General features: G+C 69.4%; 23 protein-coding genes. 10 read left to right on the forward strand and 13 right to left on the reverse strand.

Features of this window, described 5'->3' with window-relative positions:
• Positions 1-59 precede the first annotated feature (59 nt).
• From pdhA to U9J39_RS02270, 4 genes are all read right to left on the reverse strand, one after another.
• The gene (gene pdhA, locus U9J39_RS02255; RefSeq protein WP_115713933.1) at positions 60-1,145 is read right to left on the reverse strand and encodes a pyruvate dehydrogenase (acetyl-transferring) E1 component subunit alpha; all 1,086 of its coding nucleotides are present in this window, start codon (positions 1,143-1,145) and stop codon (positions 60-62) included.
• A gap of 213 nt (positions 1,146-1,358) precedes the next feature.
• A complete protein-coding gene (locus U9J39_RS02260) occupies positions 1,359-2,267 on the reverse strand; it encodes a LysR family transcriptional regulator (RefSeq protein WP_326346420.1) in 909 nt (302 codons plus the stop codon).
• Between the two features lie 75 nt (positions 2,268-2,342).
• On the reverse strand, positions 2,343-3,116 hold the full coding sequence (locus U9J39_RS02265; protein ID WP_326346421.1) for an SDR family oxidoreductase: 774 nt from the start codon (positions 3,114-3,116) through the stop codon (positions 2,343-2,345).
• Between the two features lie 201 nt (positions 3,117-3,317).
• Entirely contained in the window at positions 3,318-4,139 is an 822-nt protein-coding gene (locus U9J39_RS02270; protein WP_115714305.1) for a MetQ/NlpA family ABC transporter substrate-binding protein, read from the reverse strand.
• A gap of 177 nt (positions 4,140-4,316) precedes the next feature.
• Between U9J39_RS02270 and U9J39_RS02275 the strand changes: the two genes are divergently transcribed.
• The 3 genes from U9J39_RS02275 to U9J39_RS02285 are packed head-to-tail and all read left to right on the forward strand — an operon-like array spanning position 4,317 to position 6,928.
• Positions 4,317-4,673 (forward strand): hypothetical protein, encoded by a 357-nt coding sequence (locus U9J39_RS02275; protein WP_326346422.1) that lies wholly within the window; start codon positions 4,317-4,319, stop codon positions 4,671-4,673.
• Positions 4,674-4,727: 54 nt separating this feature from the next.
• Positions 4,728-5,960 (forward strand): cardiolipin synthase ClsB, encoded by a 1,233-nt coding sequence (gene clsB, locus U9J39_RS02280; protein WP_326346423.1) that lies wholly within the window; start codon positions 4,728-4,730, stop codon positions 5,958-5,960.
• Positions 5,957-6,928, forward strand: coding sequence for a lysylphosphatidylglycerol synthase domain-containing protein (locus tag U9J39_RS02285; protein WP_115713928.1), 972 nt, complete (start codon positions 5,957-5,959; stop codon positions 6,926-6,928). Before clsB ends, U9J39_RS02285 begins: the two co-directional genes overlap by 4 nt.
• An 80-nt stretch (positions 6,929-7,008) precedes the next feature.
• Here U9J39_RS02285 and U9J39_RS02290 read toward each other — a convergent pair whose 3' ends face one another.
• The 7 genes from U9J39_RS02290 to U9J39_RS02320 all read right to left on the reverse strand — a co-directional run bounded on the left by U9J39_RS02290 (position 7,009) and on the right by U9J39_RS02320 (position 14,517).
• Positions 7,009-8,283: an O-acetylhomoserine aminocarboxypropyltransferase/cysteine synthase family protein gene (locus U9J39_RS02290; RefSeq protein WP_115713927.1), complete on the reverse strand. Its 1,275-nt coding sequence runs from the start codon at positions 8,281-8,283 to the stop codon at positions 7,009-7,011.
• A 230-nt stretch (positions 8,284-8,513) separates the two neighbouring features.
• On the reverse strand, positions 8,514-9,887 hold the full coding sequence (locus U9J39_RS02295) for an LLM class flavin-dependent oxidoreductase (protein WP_326346424.1): 1,374 nt from the start codon (positions 9,885-9,887) through the stop codon (positions 8,514-8,516).
• A gap of 31 nt (positions 9,888-9,918) precedes the next feature.
• Positions 9,919-10,881, reverse strand: a complete 963-nt coding sequence (locus U9J39_RS02300) for a TauD/TfdA dioxygenase family protein (RefSeq protein ID WP_326346425.1) — start codon at positions 10,879-10,881, stop codon at positions 9,919-9,921.
• Positions 10,882-10,907: 26 nt separating this feature from the next.
• On the reverse strand, positions 10,908-11,702 hold the full coding sequence (locus tag U9J39_RS02305) for an ABC transporter ATP-binding protein (RefSeq protein WP_326346426.1): 795 nt from the start codon (positions 11,700-11,702) through the stop codon (positions 10,908-10,910).
• Between the two features lie 33 nt (positions 11,703-11,735).
• Positions 11,736-12,533, reverse strand: coding sequence for an ABC transporter permease (locus U9J39_RS02310; RefSeq protein ID WP_326346427.1), 798 nt, complete (start codon positions 12,531-12,533; stop codon positions 11,736-11,738).
• A gap of 12 nt (positions 12,534-12,545) precedes the next feature.
• The gene (locus U9J39_RS02315; RefSeq protein ID WP_035823133.1) at positions 12,546-13,382 is read right to left on the reverse strand and encodes an ABC transporter permease; all 837 of its coding nucleotides are present in this window, start codon (positions 13,380-13,382) and stop codon (positions 12,546-12,548) included.
• Between the two features lie 4 nt (positions 13,383-13,386).
• Entirely contained in the window at positions 13,387-14,517 is a 1,131-nt protein-coding gene (locus U9J39_RS02320; protein ID WP_111516707.1) for an ABC transporter substrate-binding protein, read from the reverse strand.
• 215 nt (positions 14,518-14,732) lie between these two features.
• Here U9J39_RS02320 and soxC point away from each other — a divergent pair, with 215 nt between their 5' ends.
• The 6 genes from soxC to U9J39_RS02350 all read left to right on the forward strand — a co-directional run bounded on the left by soxC (position 14,733) and on the right by U9J39_RS02350 (position 20,459).
• Positions 14,733-15,974 (forward strand): sulfite dehydrogenase, encoded by a 1,242-nt coding sequence (soxC, locus tag U9J39_RS02325; RefSeq protein WP_115713920.1) that lies wholly within the window; start codon positions 14,733-14,735, stop codon positions 15,972-15,974.
• A complete protein-coding gene (locus U9J39_RS02330) occupies positions 15,961-16,548 on the forward strand; it encodes a c-type cytochrome (protein WP_326346428.1) in 588 nt (195 codons plus the stop codon). Before soxC ends, U9J39_RS02330 begins: the two co-directional genes overlap by 14 nt.
• Positions 16,549-16,701: 153 nt before the next feature.
• Entirely contained in the window at positions 16,702-17,631 is a 930-nt protein-coding gene (locus tag U9J39_RS02335; protein ID WP_326346429.1) for a TauD/TfdA dioxygenase family protein, read from the forward strand.
• Positions 17,632-17,712: 81 nt separating this feature from the next.
• A complete protein-coding gene (locus U9J39_RS02340; protein WP_115713917.1) occupies positions 17,713-18,723 on the forward strand; it encodes an ABC transporter substrate-binding protein in 1,011 nt (336 codons plus the stop codon).
• 2 nt (positions 18,724-18,725) lie between these two features.
• Positions 18,726-19,562 (forward strand): ABC transporter ATP-binding protein, encoded by an 837-nt coding sequence (locus U9J39_RS02345; RefSeq protein WP_116313981.1) that lies wholly within the window; start codon positions 18,726-18,728, stop codon positions 19,560-19,562.
• 15 nt (positions 19,563-19,577) lie between these two features.
• Positions 19,578-20,459 (forward strand): ABC transporter permease, encoded by an 882-nt coding sequence (locus U9J39_RS02350; RefSeq protein WP_115682414.1) that lies wholly within the window; start codon positions 19,578-19,580, stop codon positions 20,457-20,459.
• 40 nt (positions 20,460-20,499) lie between these two features.
• On the opposite strand, the gene U9J39_RS02355 is transcribed toward U9J39_RS02350, so the two are convergent.
• Positions 20,500-20,865, reverse strand: a complete 366-nt coding sequence (locus tag U9J39_RS02355; RefSeq protein ID WP_115683683.1) for a helix-turn-helix domain-containing protein — start codon at positions 20,863-20,865, stop codon at positions 20,500-20,502.
• A 162-nt stretch (positions 20,866-21,027) separates the two neighbouring features.
• Positions 21,028-21,261, reverse strand: a complete 234-nt coding sequence (locus tag U9J39_RS02360; RefSeq protein ID WP_231942229.1) for an IclR family transcriptional regulator — start codon at positions 21,259-21,261, stop codon at positions 21,028-21,030.
• A 418-nt stretch (positions 21,262-21,679) separates the two neighbouring features.
• Between U9J39_RS02360 and U9J39_RS02365 the strand changes: the two genes are divergently transcribed.
• The gene (locus tag U9J39_RS02365) at positions 21,680-22,429 is read left to right on the forward strand and encodes an IclR family transcriptional regulator (protein WP_116313982.1); all 750 of its coding nucleotides are present in this window, start codon (positions 21,680-21,682) and stop codon (positions 22,427-22,429) included.
• Positions 22,430-22,467: the final 38 nt, after the last annotated feature.

Raw genomic sequence — 22,467 nt, forward strand, 5'->3', positions numbered from 1 at the left:
CGCTGTGGGACCGGGTCGGGGAAGGAGTGCGCGCGCGGCGCCGGCGGCGCCGGCAGCGGCTAGCCGTGCTGCGCCGGGAAGCGCCGCGCGATCTCCAGCTGCGCCTGCAGCTCGGCCGGCATGGCCGCGTACAGGCAGTCGAACATCGCGGCCGGGTCTGGCGGCGGCATGGCCAGATAGGTTTCGACCGCCTGCGCCACTTGCTGCGAACACGCCCTGACCAGCGCTTCTTCGCGCGCCGCGTCCCAGGCATGCAGGGCCAGCAGGTGGGTGCGCAGCCGCAACAGCGGCTCGTGCTGCCAGTGCGCCTTGACGCTGGCTTCGTCGCGGTAGCGCGAGGCATCGTCGGCGGTAGTGTGGTCGCCCAGCCGGTAGGTGATGGCCTCGATCAGCGCGGGGCCGCCGCCATCGCGGGCGCGCGCGATCGCTTCGCCGACGCGGTGGCGCACCGCGACCACGTCGTTGCCGTCGACCTGCTCGCCCGGGATGCCCGCGGCAATGGCCTTCTGCGCCAGCGTCTGGGCCGCGGTCTGGCCGCTGCGCGGCATCGAGATCGCCCACTGGTTGTTGTTGATCACGATCACCAGCGGCGCGCGCCACGCGCCGGCCATGTTCATGCCTTCATAGAAGTCGCCCTTGGAGGTGCCGCCGTCGCCCAGCAGGCAGACCGCGACGCGCGGCTCGCCGCGCAGCTGGAACGCGTAGGCCGCGCCGGCCGCGTGGCACACCTGCGTGCCGATCGGCACGCAGTTGGCAAAGTCATGCGGCGCCGCGGCAAAGCCGCTGCCGCGCTCGTCGCCGCCCCAGTAGAGCAGGCTCTCGGTCATCGTGACGCCGCGCACAAACTGCGCCGCGTGGTCGCGGTACGAGGGCACCAGCACATCTTCCGGTCGCATGGCGTAGGCCACGCCCACGCCGATGGCCTCCTGGCCCAGGGCCGACGCGAACGTGCCGATCTTGCCGGTGCGCTGCAGCGCGATTGCCTTCAGGTCGAACTGGCGCGTCAGCACCATGGCCTGGTACAGCGGTACCAGCGCGTCAGGGTCGCTGCCGAACGGTGGAAGGGGAACAGTGGTGGGAGTGGTGTCGCCCGGTGGGGCAAGGTAGCGGGTATAGCCGATCTCAAAGCGCGCAACCGTGGACATGGCAGGTCTCTCGATGCGGTTGTCTCGACAGGATCCGCGCGGACCGGGGCGAGGATCTTCGCAGCCCTCCGCGGCAATGATCGCGTTGTGATCCCTGCCGTGCTTTTTGGGCGCGCGGGACTTGAGCTTGAGTGTAGGGCATTTGCGCGGCCGGCGCCGCGCGAAATTGTCTTGCTGCGCACAATGCGGCAGTGCGCGCGCGGGGGCCGCCGCTCAGCCTTCCAGGTGCGGCTGCATCAGCGCGCGGAACCACTCCAGGAACACCGCGAGCCGTTGCGAACGCTGGCGCCGGTGCGGGTAGAGCAGCGACACCGGCATGGTGGGCGGGCGACAGTCGGGCATGACTTCCAGCAACTGCCCGCTGTCGAGCAGGTGCTGCACGTCGAAGCGCGGAATCTGGATCAGGCCGATTCCGCCGAGGCAGCAGGCGATATAGCTCTCGGCATTGTTGACCGAGACGCGCGTTGCCACTTCGGCCTCGTGCGCGCTGCCCTCGGCATCCAGGAATTCCCACGGCAGGTCCCGGCCGGTGCGGGGGCTGGCGTAGCCCACCGCGAGATGGCCGCGGCGCAGCTCGCTCGGCTCACGGGGCTCGCCGTGTTCGCGCAGGTAGGCCGGGCTGGCGCAGTTGACCAGCGCGATCCGGCCCAGCGGCCGCACTACCAGGCTGCTGTCGGCCAGCACGCCGAAGCGCACCGCGCAGTCCACGCCTTCCTGCACCAGGTCGATGGCACGGTCGCTGGAGCCGAGCGACAGCTGCAGCCGCGGATGGCGCCGCAGCAAGGCGGGCAACGCAGGTGCCACCAGCCGGCGCGCGATGCGGCTGGGCATATCGACGTTCAGTCGGCCGCTGGCCTGGCGCTGGCCGGCCTGGAACAGCTGGTCGATATCCTCGACCTCGGCCAGCAGCGGGCGCAATCGTTCAAGCAATTGCGCGCCGTCGGCGCTCAGCCGCACCTGGCGCGTGGTCCGGTGCAGCAGGCGCGTGCCGACCTGGGCCTCCAGACCCTGCACCGCCGCCGACACCGAGGCGCGCGGCAGCCCAAGCGCATGGGCGGCCTTGATGAAGCTGCCCATCTCGGCCACCTGCAGGAATACGCGGTACTGGTCGAATCTGTCCATGCGCCTCGCTCGTCGATGGCGCAAGCATACCTGCAATGCGTGCGGGTACCGGCGCCTGGCGGGCTGGCCTATGGCTTATTTGGTCGTGTATCCGCCGTTGATGAGCAGGGTCTGGCCGGTGATCCACCAGCCGTCGCTGACCAGATGGCGGATCAAGGGCACCACATCCTCGATATGCGTCAGTCCCGTCGGCGAGAACGGCGACAGCGCCGCCGCGCTCTTGTGATAGGCCACGGCATCGTCGCCCTCCTGGCCGTAGAAGAACGGCGTGTCCATCGGGCCCGGACCCACCGCCGTCACCGAGATGCCGCGCGCGCCGAACTCCTTGGCCGCGGCGCGGGTAAAGTGTTCGACCGGCGCCTTGGTGCCGGCATAGGCGGCATAGAAGGGCGTGAACGCACCCAGCAGCGAGGTCACCAGCGTGACGATCTTGCCGTGGTCGTTGACGTGGCGGCCGGCTTCCTTGAGGAAGAAGAAGGCGCTCTTGGCGTTGACGGCCGACATCTCGTCGTACTCGGCCTCGCTGATGTCGGCGAACGGCTTCTTCAGCACCTTGCCCACCGTGTTGATGGCGATATCGGGACGGCCCACCGCGGCCACGGCATCGGCAAACAACCGCTCGACCGCGCCCGCGCGGGTCAGGTCCGCCTGCAGCGCCACGGCCTCGGCGCCGCTTGCCTGGAGCGCCCGGACCGTGGCATCGGCGTCGGCGCGCGAGGCCGCGCTGTTGTAGTGGATGGCGATGGCGCGGGCGCCCTGGGCGGCCAGGTCGCGCGCGATCAGCCCGCCCAGGTTCTTGGCGCCGCCGGCGATCAGCGCGACCTTGCCGCGGATGGAATGGTCAGCCATGAAACTCTCCTGTGGATGCGTCGAAGGAGGCTTCAGCTTAGGCGGGCAAGAGGTGGGAATAAATCGGCGGCGACTGGATAGATCATCCAGAAAACCAGAACAATGCGGGGCGGCATCGGACGCGGTGGCGGTGCCGTGCCGGCCCGTAGAAGTAACGCGAAGGCGCGCCCCGTGGCGCGCCTTGCAGGCCCGGCCCAGCGTTCAGCGCTGGTACGGCGGCGGCACGAAGCCGGCGAAGCGCTGCTGCGTCACCGCCTTGAACTCCGTGGACTGGTAGGCCTCGCGGATGTCCTTGACGAAGGGCTTGTTCAGGTCGGCGGTCTTCACCGCGACCAGGTTCATGTAGTAGTCCGGAATCTTCTCCAGCGCCAGCGCCGAGGTCAGCTTCAGCCCCGAGGCCAGCGCATAGTTGCCGTTGACGAAGGCATAGTCGACATCGTCGAGCGAGCGCGGCAGCTGCGCGGCTTCGAGCTGGACCAGCTTGAGCTTGTGCGGGTTGGCGTCGATATCGCGTTCGCTGGCGCGGATCGGGTCGGTGCCTGGCTTGAGCGTGACCCAGCCGATCTGCTGCAGGATGGCGATGGCGCGCGCCAGGTTGGTCGGATCGTTCGGCAACGACACGGTGTTGCCCGCCTTCACCTCGGCCAGCGCCTTGTGCTTGCGGCTGTAGATGCCGATCGGCGCGGTCGGCACCTGGACCACGTCGCTCAGGGCCAGCTTGCGGTCGGCCGAGAATTTCTTCAGGTAGGCCACGTGCTGGAAGGCATTGGCGTCGATGGCGCCGTCGGCCAGCGCCAGGTTGGGCTGCACGTAGTCGCTGAACTCGACGATGGTGACCTTGTAGCCGCGCTGTTCCAGCACCGGCTTGACGCCATAGCGGATCTGGTCTGCGTACGGGCCCGCGGTGGCCCCGAAGCGGATTTCCTTCTTGTCCGGATCGGCCGCGGCGGCGCCATGGACCACGCCCAGCGCCAGCACGACTGCTGCCAGCCGCGCGGCCAGGCCGAATTTCCCGTATTGCATCGGATGCTCCCCTTTGATGTGGTTGTTGCCCGCGGCGTCGCGCCGTGGCATCGGCCCATTGTATGGAAAGGCAGCCAAAGGACGAACGAGCGATTACGCATGGCGATATGCCCGGGCGGAATAAGGCCTACGCTGTAGGAACGCGACACCCGCTTGCCCTGCCCCTGGGAGGCTGCCATGCCCGAACAACTGACCAAGCATCCCGACGTCACCCTGCAGGTGTTGCGCAGCGCCGGCGCCCGCTGCGGCGAGGGCGAGACCCAGGCCATTCTGCGCAGTTGTCCGCCGGCGCGCTTTTGCAAGCTGCCCGGCGGCGAGGTCTGCGTGTACGGGCTCGATGGCGCGCCCGCGATGACGCAGTTTACCGCCGCCGACTGGCAGTCGCTCGCCCCCCTGGCTCGCGGCAGCGCCGACGCCGACGCCGCGGGCCCGTGGAGCGGCATGACGGTGGCGATCTTCGTTGCCGGCGTGGCGGCCGGTGCGCTGGCCGCCGCGGTGCTGGCCCGCTGGCGGCGCGGCCGTCGCCCGGGTTAGGAGCGACCGGCCCCGGGTTTTCGCTGGCATGGTGTTTGCGGCGATTTCCCGGCCATGACACAGTTGCCGACCGCTTCCGACCGCTTCCGCCTGCTGGAGAACGGCGAGGAGTATTTTCCGCGCGTGTTCGACGCCATTGCGCGCGCGCGCCGAAGCGTACTGTTGGAAACTTTTATCCTCTTTGAAGACGAGGTAGGTCACAAATTGCACGCCGCCCTGCTGGCGGCGGCGCGCCGCGGCGTGCGCGTGGCGCTGACGGTGGACGGCTTCGGCTCGCATGACCTGTCGCCGGCCTTCATCACCAGCCTGGTCGATGCAGGCGTGCAGTTCTGCACATTCTCGCCGCGGCCGCGGCTGTTCGGCGTGCGCACGCATATCTTCCGGCGCATGCACCGCAAGCTGATCGCGGTCGATGCCGAAGTCGCGTTCGTCGGCGGCCTAAATTTCTCCGCGCAGCACCTGTACCAGTTCGGGCCGCTGGCCAAGCAGGACTATGCGGTGGAAATCCGCGGGCCGTTTGCGCGCCAGGTCCACGACTTCCTGGTGCGCGCGATGCCAGGCGCGTGCCTGCCGCCGGCCCTGGCCGGGCCGCAGGCCGGGCGCGAGGAGCAGGATCCGTGCACGCATCCCGCACGCGCTTGCCTGGTCACGCGCGACAACCATCGCCACCGCAACGACATCGAGTTTGCCTACCTGGACGCGATCCGCGCGGCGCGGCGCGAGGTCATCATCGCCAATGCGTACTTCCTGCCGGGCTACCGGCTGTTGCATGCGCTGTGCGAGGCCGCCGCGCGCGGCGTGCGGGTGCGGCTGCTGTTGCAGGGCAAGCCCGACATGCCGTGGGTGGCGCGCGCCGGCGGCCTGCTCTACGCGCAGCTGCAGGACGCCGGGGTGCAGATCCTCGAATACGTCGAGCGGCCGTTTCACGGCAAGGTCGCGGTGGTCGATGACGACTGGGCTACGGTCGGCTCAAGCAACCTCGACCCGCTGAGCCTGTCGCTGAACCTCGAGGCCAATCTCGTGATCCGCGATGAAGCCTTTGCACGCCACCTGCGCAGCCGGCTGGAAGCGCTCATCGGCGCGCGCTGCCGCGCGGTGCCGCCGGGGCTGAAGTCTCCGCGCAACCGCCTCGATGCGCTGGGCGCGACGCTGATGTTCCACTTCCTGCGGCGCTTCCCGGCCTGGGCGGGCTGGCTGCCGGCGCATGCGCCCCGGCTGGTGCAGCCGATGCCGGGCGGGCGGCGCAACGCGCGGCGCGTGGTGGTGTTGCGCGGAGGCGCGGAATGACGGGCGCCGAGGCCCTGACCGCCATCCGCCAGCACGCGCACTGGCCGGCCTGGCGCCGTGCCATCGGCATCCTCTTCATTGCCGCCGTGCTGGCGCTGATCGCGCGCAAGCTGGGCACCATCGACTGGAACGCGGTGCTGGAAGCGCTGCGCGGCTTCAACGCGCGCACGCTGCTGCCGGCGGCCGGATTCGTGGCACTGAGCGGGCTGCTGTACAGCCAGTTCGACGTGCTCGGCTGCCGCTATGCCGGGCACCCGCTGCCGCTGCGCCGGGTGATGGCGATCTCCTATGTCAGCTACACGCTCAGCCTCAACCTGGGCGCCACGCTGGGCGGCGCGGGCGTGCGCTACCGGCTGTACTCGCGCGCGGGACTGAGCGCGCCGCAGATCTGGAGCCTGTTCGTGGTGGTGGTCACCACCAACTGGCTCGGCTATGCGGTGCTGGCGGGCGCCATCCTCGCCGGCGAACTGGTGGTGCTGCCGCCGGAGTGGGGCATTCCCGCGGCGCTGACGCGGATGCTCGGCGTGCTGATGCTGGCCCTCCCGGCCGCCTACCTGGCCGCGTGCGCGCTCTGGCACGGCCGCCACCGTACCGTGCGCGATCACGACATCTACGTGCCCACGGTGCGCTTCGCCGCGTTGCAATGCGTGCTGTCGGCCGCCCACTGGATGTCGATGGGCGCGATCCTGTACGCGCTGCTGCATACGCATGCGACCTACTTCACGGTGCTGGGCGTGCTGCTGGCGTCCGGGCTGGCGGGCGTGGTGGTGCGCATCCCCGGCGGGCTGGGCGTGATCGAGACCGTGTTCCTGACGATGCTGGGCGACCAGGTGCCGCACGGGCTGCTGCTTGCCGCGCTGATCGCGTATCGGGCGCTGTATTACCTGATTCCGTTGATGATCGGGGCCGTGAGCTATTTCGTGCTGGAGGCGCGGGGCAAGCGCGGTGACGAGGAAGAGGTGAGATGATCGGCTAGTGCATGCGCCTACCCTCTCCCCCGGCCCCTCTCCCGCGAGCGGGAGAGGGGAGAAAAACCGCGGGCAGGAGGTCAGGCCGCGGCCAGCGCGCGGTCCAGGTCTTCGATCAGGTCGTCGATATGCTCGATGCCGATCGACAGACGCACCATGTCTTCACTGACGCCGGCCGCCTGCAGTTCTTGGGCGTTGAGCTGGCGGTGCGTGGTCGACGCAGGGTGCGTGGCCAGCGACTTGGCGTCGCCGATATTGACCAGCCGCGTGAACAGCTGCAGCGCGTCGAGGAAACGCGCGCCGCCCTCGCGGCCGCCCTGCTTCAGGCCGAACGACAGGATGCCGGGCCCGCGGCCGCCCAGGTATTGCTGCACCAGCGCGTGGTCGGCGTGGTCCGGCAGGCCGGCAAAATTGACCCACGCCACCTTGGCGTGCTGCTGCAGGTGGCGCGCGATCGCCAGGGCGTTGTCGGTGATGCGGTCCAGCCGCAGCGCCAGGGTCTCGATGCCCTGCAGGATCAGGAAGGCGTTGAACGGCGACAGCGCCGCGCCGGTATTGCGCAGCGGCACCACGCGCGCGCGGCCGATATAGGCGGCCGGCCCCAGCGCTTCCGTATAGACCACGCCGTGATACGACACGTCCGGCTCGTTCAGGCGGCGGAAGCGCTCCTTGTGCTGCGCCCACGGGAACTTGCCGCTGTCGACGATGGCGCCGCCGACGCTGTTGCCGTGGCCGCCCAGGTACTTGGTCAGCGAATGCACGACGATATCCGCGCCATGCTCGAATGGCCGGCACAGGTAGGGCGACGGCACCGTGTTATCGACGATCAGCGGCACGCCGTGGTTGTGCGCCACGCGCGCGATCGCGGCGATATCGACCACGTTGCCGAGCGGGTTGCCCACCGACTCGACGAACACGGCCTTGGTGCGGGCATCGATCAGGTCGCCGAAGCTGGACGGATTGCGGCCGTCGGCAAAGCGCGTCTCGATGCCGGACTGCGGCAGCGTGTGCGCCAGCAGGTTGTAGGTGCCGCCATAGAGCTGGCTTGACGAGACGATGTTGTCGCCGGCCTCGGCAATGGTCTGGATCGCATAGGTGATCGCCGCCATGCCGGACGCCAGCGCCAGCGCGCCCACGCCGCCCTCGAGCGCGGCCAGGCGCTGCTCGAGCACGTCGTTGGTCGGGTTCATGATGCGGCTGTAGATATTGCCGGCCACCTTCAGGTCGAACAGGTCGGCGCCATGCTGGGCGTTGTCGAAGGCGTACGCCACCGTCTGGTAGATGGGCACGGCCACCGCGCGCGTGGTGGGATCGGGCGAATAGCCGCCGTGGACGGCCAGGGTTTCGAGTCTCATCTTCTTCTCTCTTCTTCTCGCTGTTGGGTGCCGGACCGGCGCGCGGGGGCAGTGCCTGCCCTGGCGCCGGGCATGCCGAGCAGTGCGCCGCACGGGCGCACCAGGCCGTGCGATGGTACCAGCCGGCCCGCGCACGCCCCTGCGGCGTGGCTGCTATGGTTGCCGACGGCGCTCGCGCGAGGCAAGGAAACTTATTGCATTTGGATATGCGCGGTGCCGCAGCGCAGCGCTCATGCCCCGACCGCGAGCGGCGGTTCGAGCTGCTGCCAGCGCAGGTTCTCCGGCCGGCGCAGCCCCAGGTGCTCGCGCAGCGTGGTGCCCGTATAGTGCTCGCGATAGAGCCCGCGCCGGCGCAGTTCCGGCACCACCAGTTCGATGAAATCATCGAGCCCGCCCGGCAGCCAGGGCGGCATCACGTTGAAGCCATCGGCGGCCTCGCCCTCGAACCACGCCTGCAGCTGGTCGGCGACGGACTGCGGCGTGCCGTGGATCGACCAGTGGCCGCGCGCGGTGGCCACGCGCAGGCACAGCTGGCGGATGGTGAGCCCCTCGCGCCGGGCCAGGCCGGTAACCAGCTGGAAGCGGCTCTTGGCGCCGTTCGGCTCGGCCAGGTTGTCGGGCAACGGGCCGTCCAGCGGATAGCCGCTCAGGTCGATCCCGCCCAGGTGCTGCGACAGCAGGGCCAGCCCCACCGACGGATGGATCAGGTTTTGCAGCGCTTCGAATTTCTCGTGCGCCTCGGCCTCGCTGCGGCCCACCACCGGGAACACGCCCGGCAGGATCTTGAGCTGGTCGGGCGTGCGGCCATAGCGCGCGAGCCGCGCTTTCAGGCCGCGATAGAAGGCCTGCGCATCCGCCAGCGACTGCTGCGCGGTGAAGATGACCTCGGCGGTGCGTGCGGCCAGCTCCTGCCCGGCCTCGGACGAGCCGGCCTGCACGATCACCGGATGGCCCTGCGGCGGGCGCGCGACGTTGAGCGGCCCGCGCACCTGGAAGTGCGCGCCGCGATGGTCCAGCGTGTGCAGCTTGTCCGCATCGAAATGCCGGCCGCTGTGCTTGTCGTACAGGAAGGCATCATCCTCCCAGGTGTCCCACAGCCCGGTGACCACGTCGACGAACTCCTCGGCACGGGCGTAGCGGTCAGCGTGCGCGGGATGACGCTCGAGGCTGAAGTTGCGCGCCTCGGCATCCGACCACGACGTCACCACGTTCCAGCCCGCGCGGCCGCCGCTGAGATGGTCGAGCGAGGCGAACTTGCGCGCCACATGAAAGGGCTCGTTGTAGGTGGTGGAGACGGTCGCCACCAGGCCGATGCGCTGCGTCACCGCCGCCAGTGCCGACAGCAGCGTCAGCGGCTCGAAGGTGGCGGCGCGCGCGGTGCGCGGCAGGGTGGCATCGTCCATGCCGCGGATGGCGACGCCGTCCGCGAGGAACAGCGCATCGAACCCCGCGGCCTCGGCGCGCTGCGCCAGTGCGATGTAGTGCGCCAGGTTGCGCCCGGCATCGGCCTGCGCGCCGGGATGGCGCCACCCGGCGACATGGTGCCCGGTGGCCTGGAGAAAGGCGCCCAGATGCAGCTGGCGCGGCGGCTTTTGCGGTGACATCGATCGTGCTCTCCGGAAGAGACTGGCTGAATCAGGCCGCTTGCCGTTGCGCGGCACCGGCGGACTGGTTGGCCGGCGCCGCGCCCTCGCTGCGCACGCCCGCCTTCACCGCCTTGCTGCGGCGGCCATCCACGCCGACCGGAATGTCGCCGGCGACGGTGGCGCGGCGCACCACGCGGTGCGCGTCGCCATAGTCGTTGATGGCGTAGTGCTGGGTGGCGCGGTTGTCCCAGATGGCGACGTCGCCCGCGCGCCAGCGCCAGCGCACGGTGTTCTCCAGCCGGTGCACATGGCCCTGCAGCACGGCAATCAGGTGCGCCGAATCGGCCGACGCGTAGTCCAGCAGCTTCTTGACGAAGTGGCCCAGCACCAGCGTGCGCTCACCGGTTTCCGGGTGCACGCGCACCACCGGGTGCTCGGTCTCGTAGAGCGCCGAGGTAAATAGCTCGCGGTAGCGCTTCAGCCCTTCGTCGCTCGGATTGACGCGCGTGGCCGCGTAGTCGTAGTCGTTGGTGTGCAGCGCCCACAGCTTGTCGGCCAGTTCGCGCAGCGGCCCGGGCAAGTCCTGGTACGCGGCGGCGGTGTTGGCCCACACCGTGTCGCCGCCGGCGGCGGGAACGGTCACGGCGCGCAGCACCGAGACCGCGGGGTAGGCCAGGTCGAAGGTCACGTCGGTATGCCAGGAGTTGGCGCGGCCGCCGTGCTGCGAGTCCAGCTCAAGCAGCTGCGTGCCGTCGCGCGAAGGCACGGTCGGGTGCGGCACGGTGTCGCCGAACAGGCGCGCAAAGCCCTGCTGCGCGGCATCGTCCAGATGCACCTGGTCGCGGAAGAACAGCACCTTGTGCCTGAGCAAGGCTGCGCGGATGGCGGCGAAGGTGGCGGGCGGCAGGTCGCCGTGCAGCGCGACACCGCGGATCTCGGCGCCGATGCGGCCGGCAACCGGGTGGATGTCGAGCTGGACGGGCTGGTCTGGCGTGGCGTTGGCTTGCATCATCACGAAGCTCCGGGGATAGGGGTGGGTCAGGCGAGTTCAGGTTCGGGGGCCCGCTGCACGACGGGCTCCTGCCCGGCGAATTCGCGCAGCACGGCATCGCGCGCCCGCGCGAAGGGAAGTCCGGCGCGTTCGCGCGGATGCGGCAGGTCCGCCGGCAGGATGCGGCGGATGCGGCCGGGCCGGGGTTCCATCACCACCACGCGGTCGCCCAGGAAGACGGCTTCCTCGACGTCGTGGGTGACCAGGATCATGGTGATGCCCTCGGCCTGCCAGATGCGCTGCAGCTCCTGCTGCAGGTAGGCCCGCGTCATCGCGTCGAGCGCGCCGAAGGGCTCGTCGAGCAGCAGGATCTCCGGCCGCGTCACCAGTGCCCGCGCAATCGCCACGCGCTGCGACATGCCGCCGGAGAGCTGGTGCGGATAGGCCTGCTCGAAGCCGCGCAGGCCAACCAGCGCGATATGCTCGGCAACGTTGCGGTCTTTCTCCGCGTCGCTGCCCGGCGTGTTGAGCAGCGCCAGCCGGATGTTCTGTTCCACCGTCAGCCACGGGAACAGGCGATGTTCCTGGAACACGATGCCGCGCTGCAGGCTGGTGCCCGATACGCGCTTGCCGTCCAGCAGGATCTCGCCGCGGTAATCCTGTTCCAGCCCCACCACCAGCCGCAGCAGGGTGGACTTGCCGCAGCCGCTGGCGCCGACGATGCTGACGAACTCGCCCGGGGCGATGGTCAGGGTGATGTCCTCGAGCACGGGCAGCGCCCGGCCCTCGACTTCATACTGCTTGTGCAGGTGCGCGATGCTTAGCGTGCCGGCATGTGGCATTGGTGGTCTCCGTTCAGTAAGGGGCAGCGCGGCTCAGCCCGCGGCCACCGAGCGCCCGCGCCAGGCGAGCAGGCGGGATTCGATGCGGCTGGCGATCCAGTTCAGCGTGAAGCCGACCAGGCCGACCACGATCACGCCGAAGATCACCAGGTCCATCCAGAAGTTTTCGCGGCCGTCGGTCATGGTGTTGCCGATGCCCTTGCCGGATACCAGCAGGTACTCCGCGCCGAGCGTCGCCAGCCACGCATAGATCAGCGCCAGGTGGATGCCGGCGAAGATCGACGGGGCCGCCGACGGCAGCACCACGCGCCACAGCACCTGGGTGCGCTTGAATCGCAGGACACGCGCAACCTCGAGCAGGTCGGCCGGCACGGCGCGGATGCCTTCGAAGGTGTTCAGCACCACCGGGAAGAATGCGGCCAGCGACAGGAACACCACCTTGGCGGCATCGCCCAGCCCGAACCAGACCGAGATCAGCGGGATCCATGCAAACAGCGAGATCTGCTTGACCGTGTGAAAGCTCGGGCCGACCAGGCGCTCGAACAGGCGCGACAGGCCCAGCGCCGTGCCGAACACCAGCCCGGCGCTGGCGCCGATGGCAAAGCCGGCCAGGTCGCGCCACAGGCTGGCGGCCAATGCCGTGGCCAGCGCGCCGCTTTGCACCTGGCGCACCGCGGTGTCCCAGACGCTGGATACCGGCACCAGCAGCGGCGAAGTGGTCCAGCCAAAGCGCACGGCGGCCCACCACAGCGCGAGCAGCGCGAGCGGCAGCACCCAGCCGCGCAAGGCGCGGGGCAGGCGAATACGGGGGCGGATAGCGGAAGTGGTCATCGCGGCCTTGCCTCAGAAGCCCGGCTTGCGCCAGCGCAGTACCGCGCCTTCGGCCAGCGCCAGGGTCTTGTCCAGTGCAAAGCCCACCACGCCCACCACCACCACGGCGGCCAGCACCATGTCGAGCTGGAACAGCTGGCGCCCGTAGACGATCATGTAGCCCAGCCCCTCGGACGAGGCCAGCAGCTCCACCACCACCAGTGCCAGCCACGCGTGCGTCAGGCCGTAGCGCACGCCGTTCCACACCGGCGCGGCCGCGGCGGGCAGCACCACGCGCGACAGCGTCTGCCAGCGCGTGAGCTGCAGCACCCGCGCCACTTCCAGGTAGCGGGTCGGCACGCTGCCGATGCCCTTGTACGTGTTCAGCGCCACCGGCACGAAGGCGGCCTTGGCGATCAGGATCACCTTGAGCGCTTCGTCGATGCCGACCAGCAGCATCAGCAACGGCAGCCAGCCCAGCACCGGCACCTGGCTGAACGCCTTGAAAGTCGGGTAGACGTAGTCGCGCAACGTCGGCGACAGGCCCATGGCCGCGCCCAGCGCCAGCCCACCGGCCAGCCCCACGGCAAAGCCACCGGCCACGCGCAGTGCGCTGATGGCCAGGTTGGCCTGCAGTTCACCGCTTTGCCAGAGGTCGGCCAGCGTGCGTGCGACGTCCTCGGGTGCGGGCAGCACCTGCGGCGGAATCCAGGCATTGCGGGCGGCCACGTACCAGACCAGCAGCAGCGCCAGCGGCACCGGCCAGGCCAGCAGCCAGCGTGTGGCATCCTGCCAGCGCAGTGGCTTGCGCGGGGAAGGCGCGCGCGGCGCTGCGGCGGCGGGCAGTGAAAGCGATTCGGCGACGGACATGGTGTCAGGCTCCCAGGATCTTGCCGTTGGGCTGGTAGACGGGCCAGTAGCTCTGCAGGCTCAGGTCGTTGAGTGCGGCCTTCAGGAAGCGCTGGTCGATCCACTGGTCCACGTCAAAGCGCGCACGGCTCAGCTTGAAGCGATAGGCCTGCTCGACCGCGTCCTTGTAGCGGCTGACCAGGAAAGGATCGAAATTCGGGTTCAGCCGCACCCGCAGCGGCTCGCCGTCGAAGTCCTCCTTCCAGTGGTCATAAGGCGTACCCGCACGCGCCCAGGTGCGCAGCACTTCTTCACGATGGCTCTCGTCCGAGGCCCACCGCGCCGCCTCGACCGCGGCCTTCACCAGGTGCTGCGTGGCCTCCGGATAGCGCCCGGCGAATTCGTCGCTCACCAGTACGTGGCTTTGCCGTGTGTAGATCGGCGACTGGTTCTTGCTGGAGTAAAGGATGCGCACCGCGCCCTTGTCGCGCAGGCGCAGGATGTCCATGGCGCCGATGGCGGCGTCGATGTCGCGCGTGGACAGCGCCGCCAGGTAGCCGGCCGTGTCCAGGTTCAGCAGGCGCAGGTCCTTGTCCGACAGCCCGTTCGCTTCCAGCAGCCGCAGCGCGGGCAGATGCATGTTGGTGCCCTTGAACAGCGACACGCGCTTGCCGCGCAGGTCGCTGACCGTCTTCAGCGGCGAATCGGGTGGCACCCCCACGTAGATGTTGGCGCGCACGCCGGTAGCCAGCACCAGCCGCGTCTTCAGGCCGGCGGAGCGCGCCACGATGGACGGCAGGTCGCCCTGCAGCGCAAAGTCGAGCTGGCGGTTGGCCAGCGCCTCGTTGACGGCGGGGCCGGCGCCCTTGAAGAAGAACCACTCCACGCGCGTGCCGGTCGGCTTGAACGATTCCTCGAGCCAGCCGCGCGCATGGGCAATCGCCAGCGAGCTGCCGGCAAAGCTGGGCGGGGTGCCGGTGGCGGGCTGGGCCACGCCGACGCGGATCACGTCAGGCCGCGCGGCGGGGCTGGCGCTGAACGCGGACAGTGGCGACAGCGACGCGGCCATGCCCAGCCCGGACCAGGCCGCGCAGCGCAGCAGCTCGCGGCGGGTCAGCGTGGGTGCAGCGGTGGCATCCGGGCGCGGGGTCGTCATCGTGCAGACCTTCTTGAAGTTGAGGACAGCTCCACGATAAGCGGCGCTGCGCGCGGACCAGAACGAATGATTCCGGCTTTGGTTATCGGCCCCGCGCATATGGCGCGCGGCGCGGCGTTGGCATATCGGCATGCAATCTTCTTCGTTGGCCGAGCGCCGGTGCTGTCCTACAGTCTGCGCATTTTGATCCCTGCCAGACTGACCACGCCCTCACGATGAGCAATGACCTGACTTCCGGCCGCCGGCGCTTCCTGCAGCGCGGGGCGGTGCTGGGTGCCGCCGCGGCTGGCGCCGCCACTGCGGCGCGCGCAGAACCCCTGACGGTTGCGCCGTGGACGCGCACGCCGGGCGAGCCCGTGCTGTGGCATCCGTATGGCCAGCCGTCCCCGTTCGAGAAAGACGTGGTGCGGCGCAGCCGCAGCGCGGCGCCGCTGCCTGGCGCCAACTCGTCGATGACGCCGCTGCAGGACCTGCGCGGCATCATCACGCCGACCGGGCTGGTGTTCGAGCGCCATCACGCCGGCATCCCGCTGATCGACCCGGCGCAGCACCGGCTGGCGGTGCACGGGCTGGTGGCGCGCCCGCGCATCTTCACCATGGACGACCTGGTGCGCCTGCCGTCGGTGTCGCGCATCCATTTCCTGGAGTGCTCGGGCAACACCGGACGCGAGTGGAAGGCGCCCGGCGCCAAGTCCGTGCAGATCAGCCATGGCCTGCTGTCTTGCTGTGAGTGGACCGGCGTGCCGTTGTCCGTGGTGCTGGACGAAGCCGGCGTGGCGCCCGATGCGGCCTGGGTGCTGGCGGAGGGCGCCGATGGCGCAGCCATGACGCGCAGCGTGCCGCTGGCCAAGGCGCTGGAAGACGCGCTGCTGGTCTATGCGCAGAACGGCGAGATGCTGCGCCCTGAGCATGGCTATCCGCTGCGGCTGTTCCTGCCGGGCTATGAGGGCAACATGTCCATCAAGTGGCTGCGGCGCCTGAAGCTGGGGCGCGCGCCGTTCATGTCGCGCGAAGAGACTGCGAAATACACGGATTCCCTGCCCGACGGCAGCGCGCGGCAGTTCACCTTCCTGATGGATGTGAAGTCCGTGATCACCTTCCCCGCGCCGGATCACAAACTGCGTGAGCGCGGGTTCTATGAAATCTCGGGCCTGGCGTGGTCGGGCCACGGGCGCATCCGCCGCGTCGAGGTGTCGGTCGACGGCGGCCGCAGCTGGCGCGAGGCGCAGCTGCAGGAGCCGGTGCTGGACCGCGCCCTGGTGCGCTTCCGCCTGCCGTGGCGCTGGGATGGCGGGCCAGCTTCGCTGGAGAGCCGCGCCATCGACGAAGCCGGCAACGTCCAGCCCACGCCGGACCAGCTGGTGGCCGCGCGCGGCGTGGCTTCCACCTATCACTACAACGCGATCCAGCGCTGGCGCGTGGCCGCGGACGGGAGCATTGCCAATGCGCGCGCTTGAACGAATCAGTGGTGCCGCCGCCGTGCTGGCACTGGCTTGCGCTGCCCAAACGGTCCTTGCGCAGACCTACGGCATAGGCCGCGCCGCCAGCGAGCGCGACCTTGCCGCGTGGAATATCGATGTGACCCCGGACGGCACGGGCCTGCCGCCAGGCAGCGGCACGGTCGCGCGGGGCCAGCAGGTCTATGCGCAGCACTGTGCCGCATGTCACGGCGTCAATGGCGAAGGTAAGCCGGCCGATGCGCTGGTGGGCGGGCAGGGCACGCTGAAGGACGCCGCCAGCGGCAAGAACCCCGTCAAGACCATCGGCAGCTTCTGGCCCTACGCCACCACGGTATTCGACTTCATCAACCGCGCCATGCCCTACAACGCGCCGCAGAGCCTGGCGCCGGACGAGGTCTATGCCGTCACCGCGTGGCTGCTGCACAAGAACGGCATCCTGCCCGCAGATGCCGTGCTGGACGCGCGCGCGTTGCCGCAGGTGAAGATGCCGAACCGCGACGGCTTTGTCGCCGACGCGCGCCCGGATACGGCCAACGTGCCGTGCCGCAGCGGTTGCCCCGGCAAGCCCTGATGGCCCGCCAATGTCGAGACATGGATATGCGATAAGTGGATAAGGGCCAGCGATATGATTCGTTGACCGTGTAATGGCCGGCTCTCTACAGTGCAAGCTTGTACGCGGCATCCCGGATGTCGCATCGGCTTCCCCCGTATGCCAGAGCTTGCCATGACGACCGCAACCGCCCACGCCAGTGTTTCGCGCCAGCAGAGCGCGCCGCTTTCCACCGCGTTTTCCGCAGACGCGGGCAACTTCGAGATCCGTCCGCTGGACGCGCCGCTGGGCGCGGAAGTGATCGGGCTCGACTTGTCGCAGCCGCTGTCCGACGCGGATTTTGCCCGCATCCATCGCGCCCACCTCGACTACCACGTGGTGGTGTTCCGCGACCAGCAGATCACGCCCGCGCAGCAGATCGGCTTCAGCCGTCGCTTCGGCCCGCTGCAGATACACGTGCTGCACCAGTTCCAGCTGCCGGGCCATGCGGAAGTGCTGGTGGTGTCCAACGTGGTCGAGAACGGCAAGCCGATCGGGCTGGGCGATGCCGGCCACTTCTGGCATTCGGACCTGTCGTACAAGGAAAAGCCCAGCCTCGGTTCGCTGCTGCATGCGCGCGAACTGCCTGCCGAGGGAGGCGACACGCTGTTCGCCAACATGCACCTGGCCTGGGACACGCTGCCGGCGGCGCTGCAAAGCGCCGTCGATGGCCTGCAGGCCGAGCACACCTACCTGGCGCGCTATGCCGAGCTGCAGCAGCGCAGCCCGTGGCGGCCCAACCTGACGCCGGAGCAGATTGCGCAGGTCAGGCCGGTGCTGCAGCCGGTGGTGCGCACCCACCCGGAAACGGGGCGCAAGGCGCTCTTTGTCAGCGAGCACTTCACCACCCGCATCGTCGGCCTGCCCGAGGATGAAAGCCGCGATCTGCTGGACCAGTTGTTCGCGCACAGCGTCAAGCCCGCTCACATCTACCGCCACCAGTGGCAGCCGCACGACCTGGTGTTCTGGGACAACCGCTCGCTGCTGCATCTTGCCGCGGGCTGTCCGCCGGAACTGCGGCGCGTGATGTACCGCACCACCATCGAAGGCGACGTGCCGCGCTGAAGGCGGCAGCGGTTTCGCAAGTCATCCCAGGGCACTCGCAGTGGCGAGCGCCAATCCACCGTATTCCCCGGAGTCTAGATCATGTTCTCTCGTTTTTCCCGCAAGCTCGGCCTGCTGGCGCTGAGCGCCGGCCTGGCCATCACCGGCAGCGCGCACGCCGAAGGCAAGCTTCGCATCGCCGAACAGTTCGGCGTGGTCTACCTGCTGCTCAACGTGGCGCGCGACCAGCAGCTGATCGAGAAGCACGGCAAGCAGCAGGGTGTCGACATCAAGGTCGAATGGACCCAGCTGTCGGGCGGCGCCGCGGTCAATGACGCGCTGCTGTCCGGTGCCATCGATATCGCCGGCGCCGGCGTGGGCCCGCTGCTGACGCTGTGGGACCGCACCCACGGCAAGCAGAACGTGCGCGGCGTGGCGTCGCTGGGCAACTTCCCGTACTACCTGGTCAGCAACAACCCCAAGGTGAAGTCGATTGCCGATTTCACCGAGAAGGACCGCATCGCGCTGCCGGCGGTGGGCGTATCGGTGCAGTCGCGCGTGCTGCAACTGGCTGCGGCAAAGCAGTGGGGCGACAAGGAATACAACCGGCTCGACAAATGGACCGTGGCGGTGCCGCATCCGGATGCCGCCGCAGCCATCATCTCCGGCGGCACCGAGATCACCGGCCACTTCGGCAATCCGCCGTTCCAGGAGCAGGAGCTGGCCGGCAACCCGAATGCGCGCATCGTGCTGAACTCGTACGACGTGCTGGGCGGACCGAGTTCGTCCACGGTGCTGTACGCCACCGAGAAGTTCCGCAACGACAACCCGAAAACATATCGCGCCTTTGTCGATGCGCTGGCCGAGGCCGCCGCCTTTGCCACCGCCAATCCCGAGGCCGCCGCGGACATCTACCTGCGCCAGAGCAAGGCCCGCACCGACCGCGCGCTGCTGCTGCGCGTGCTGAAGAACCCGCAGGTGCAGTTCCGCGTGGCGCCGCAGAACACCTTTGCGCTGGCCGCTTTCATGCACCGCGTGGGCGCGATCCGCAACCAGCCGAAGTCCTGGCAGGACTATTTCTTCCAGGACCCGGTCACCGCGCAGGGGAGCTGAGCATGGCCACCCACAACCTGCGCGTGGTGTCGGAGCGCGCCACGCCCTTGCTGCAGGTGGACGGCGTGTCGCTGGAATACCGCACGCCCGAGCGCATCGTGCGTGCCACCCATCGCGTCAGCTTCGACGTGCATGCCGGCGACCGCTTCGTGCTGCTGGGCCCGTCCGGCTGCGGCAAGTCCACGCTGCTGAAGGCGGTTGCCGGATTCGTTCCGCCCAGCGAGGGCGAGATCCGGCTCGAGGGCCGGCGTGTGCTGCAGCCCGGCCCGGACCGCATCGTGGTGTTCCAGGAGTTCGACCAGCTGCCGCCGTGGAAAACGGTGGTGCAGAACGTGATGTTCCCGCTGCGGCAGGCGCGCAGGCTGTCGCGGGCGGAGGCGCGCGAGCTGGCGCTGGACAGCCTGCACAAGGTCGGGCTGGCCGATTTTGCCGATGCCTACCCGCATACGCTGTCGGGCGGCATGAAGCAGCGCGTGGCGATCGCGCGCGCGCTGGCGATGCGCCCCAAGGTGCTGCTGATGGACGAGCCCTTTGCCGCGCTGGACGCGCTCACGCGCCGGCGCATGCAGGAAGAGCTGCTGGCGCTGTGGGACGACGCGGCCTTCACCTTGATGTTCGTTACGCATTCGATCGAAGAGGCGCTGGTGGTGGGCAGCCGCATCCTGCTGCTGTCGCCGCACCCGGGCCGCGTGCGCGCGGAGCTCAACAGCCACCAGTTCAGCCTGGCGAGCCAGGGCGGCGCCGAATTCCAGGCCGCGGCGCAGCGCATCCACGGCCTGCTGTTCGACGCGCCGGCCACCATCGACCCGCCGCCGGCGCGCAGCGCGGTGGCACGCTGAAACCGACATCGCATCATGACGCAAACGACGCTGACCCTCGCCGACCCGCTGCGGCCCGAATACGAGCGCGAGCCCGAGCCGTTCACCGAGGCCCCGCTGGCGCGCGCGTTGCCGTGGCACCAGCGCGCGTGGCAGCAGGACTGGCTGCGCAAGGCGCTGATCCTGCTGGCGCTGGGACTGATCTGGGAAGCGGTGGCGCGCATCCAGGACAACGACCTGTTGCTGCCCTCGTGCCTGGCCACGCTGCGCGCCTTCGGCGCGGCGGTCGCCAGCGGCGAGCTGCCGGGCAAGGCGGCGATCTCCCTTTCGGTGCTGCTGCGCGGCTATGCCGCCGGCATCGTGCTGGCATTCGTGCTGACCTCGCTGGCGGTATCGACGCGCCTCGGGCGCGACCTGCTGGACACGCTTACCGCGATGTTCAACCCGCTGCCGGCGATTGCGCTGTTGCCGCTGGCGCTGCTGTGGTTCGGGCTTGGCACCGGCAGCCTGGTGTTCGTGCTGATCCATTCGGTGCTATGGCCGCTGGCGCTGAACATGTACGCGGGCTTCCGCGCGGTGCCGCCGACGTTGCGCATGGCGGGGCGCAACTACGGCCTGCGCGGGCTGCGCTATGTCGCGCTGGTGCTGGTGCCGGCGGCGCTGCCCGCGATCCTGTCCGGCCTGAAGATCGGGTGGGCCTTCGCCTGGCGCACGCTGATCGCCGCCGAACTGGTGTTCGGCGCGTCGTCGGGGCAGGGCGGGCTGGGCTGGTTCATCTTCCAGAACCGCAACGAGCTCTATACCGACCGCGTGTTCGCCGGGCTGGCCGCGGTGATCCTGATCGGATTGCTGGTCGAGGGGCTGGTGTTCACCACGCTGGAGCGGCTGACCGTGCGCCGCTGGGGCATGCAGCATTAGGCGGCGGGCGGCGGCGCCGGCACCGGCGATCAACCTGAGCCTACATAGTCGCCTGCCTTACCCAGAATGCCGCGCCGACGCGCACCGCGCAGCGCTCGCGCTGGCGCTCCGCTTCCGCACGGCGCCGCGCGCGGGTGCTGGCCTGGATCTGCTCCCAGATCTCGAGCATGGCGCAGATCTTGGGCAAGGCATTGAATCCGGCCGCGGTCGGCAGCCAGGCGGCGCCGCACGGCTGGAACAGCGGCATGCCGAGCGCGGTCTCGAGCTGGCGCAGCTGGTAATGGAGCCGTTGCGACTGGATCCCGAGCGCCTGCGCGGCGCGGCCGGCGTCGCGATGCTGCATCAGCGCGACAAAGACACGCAGGGAGAGGAACGAGACGCGCCGGTTGATGAGTCGGTAAGCCATGCCCATGTCATGGCCGGGGGGCGGTTTCGCGCTCGCGCGCTGCTACGGGTCCCCGGCGGATCGAAGTGGATCGATCGTAGCGGGGCGGCGCGGGGCAGGTGGACAGCCGGATTCAGAAATGCAGTGCGGAATCTTCCGGCGAGGCGTGCGGCAGCGACGCAGTCAGTGCATCGGCAACTGGCCGATCGCGGTCAGTGCCAGCACCACGTCGGGCGACAGGCGGCGTTCGCTGCATGGCACGCCTGCGGTTTCGAGCGTGGTCCACAGGTCGGCGTCGCCGGTGACGATGCGTAGCCGCAGCTGGGCCAGGTATGCATATTCCGCGGGGGTCAGCGGCCGCGGGGCGCTGCGCAGGTCGTCCAGGATGGCACCAAGCGAGAGTGCGGGAACGGTCATACCAAGGTCGGGAATAGCACGGCGATGAGACATTGCGGCGGAAACAGCAGGATGGCGCGGAGTTGAGCAACGCATGATTCTATCCATCCGCTGCGGCGGCCGCTAAAGCAAAAGCCGGGGCAATTTACCCCGCTGATTCCGCTTGCAAAGCCAGGAGTGGCGAATAGGCTAAGCGCGGGGCGCGCGATGTGGCGCATGCGGTGTCCAAAGGGCGCAGAACGCGCTTGCGCAACCGCGCAATCGGGCCAGGCACCGCGTATGGGTGTTGCAGAAAAACGCCACCATGCTGGCGTGCGTGCGTCGACTCCACCGCACACGGCCCCGCCCGGCAGCGCGGATTGACAACCCCCCGACCGTTCTATACGGTGGCGCATCGTTTCGACCCAACGCCTTCCGGGTTCATCACCCGCCGCCCGCCATGCCCCGCAAAGCCGCACAGGTTTCCGAAGCCGACAAGCACGCCGCCGCCGGCGGCGCCATCGCCGTGGACCGGGCGCTGTTCGTGCTGTCGGTGTTCCGGCTCGGCGATGGCGCGCTGGCGCTGGCCGAACTGGCGCAGCGCAGCGGCCTCTACAAAAGCACGCTGCTGCGCCTGCTGGCATCGCTTGAACACGCCGGGCTGGTGCTGCGCCACGCCGATGGCCGCTACGGCCTGGGGCCGGAGGTGGCGCGGCTGCACGCGGTCTACGCGGCATCGTTCTCGCTCGAGGCGGTGGTGATGCCGGCGCTGCGCGAACTGGTCAACGTCACGCGCGAGAGCGCGGCCTTTCATGTCGAGCAGGGCGGGCACCGGCTGTGCCTGTACCGCGTCGATTCGCCACAGCCGGTGCGGGACCACGTGCGCGCGGGCGAGCTGCTGCCGCGCGACCGCGGCGCCGGCGCGCGCGTGCTGCGTGCCTTCGCCGGCGAGCCCGGCGAGCTCTATGACCGGATCCGGCAAGACGGCGTGGCGGCGCTGGTCGGCGACCGCAGCCCCGATCTGGCCGGCGTGTCCGCGCCGGTGTTCGGCCCGGGCGGTGTGCTGGCCGGGGCGCTGACGCTGACCTGTCCGGCGGCGCGCTACCGCGACGCTTTCCGCGATGATGTGCTGCAGGCAGCGCGTTCGCTGACGCGCGCGCTCGGCGGCACGGCGCCGCAGGCTACCCCGGCATCGGCAGTCCCGGACTGAGCGTAAACCGCGGGGGGTGCAGTGCACCCGACCCGGCT

It is taken from the genome of Cupriavidus sp. SS-3 (assembly GCF_035818815.1).
Lineage (GTDB): Bacteria > Pseudomonadota > Gammaproteobacteria > Burkholderiales > Burkholderiaceae > Cupriavidus > Cupriavidus taiwanensis_C.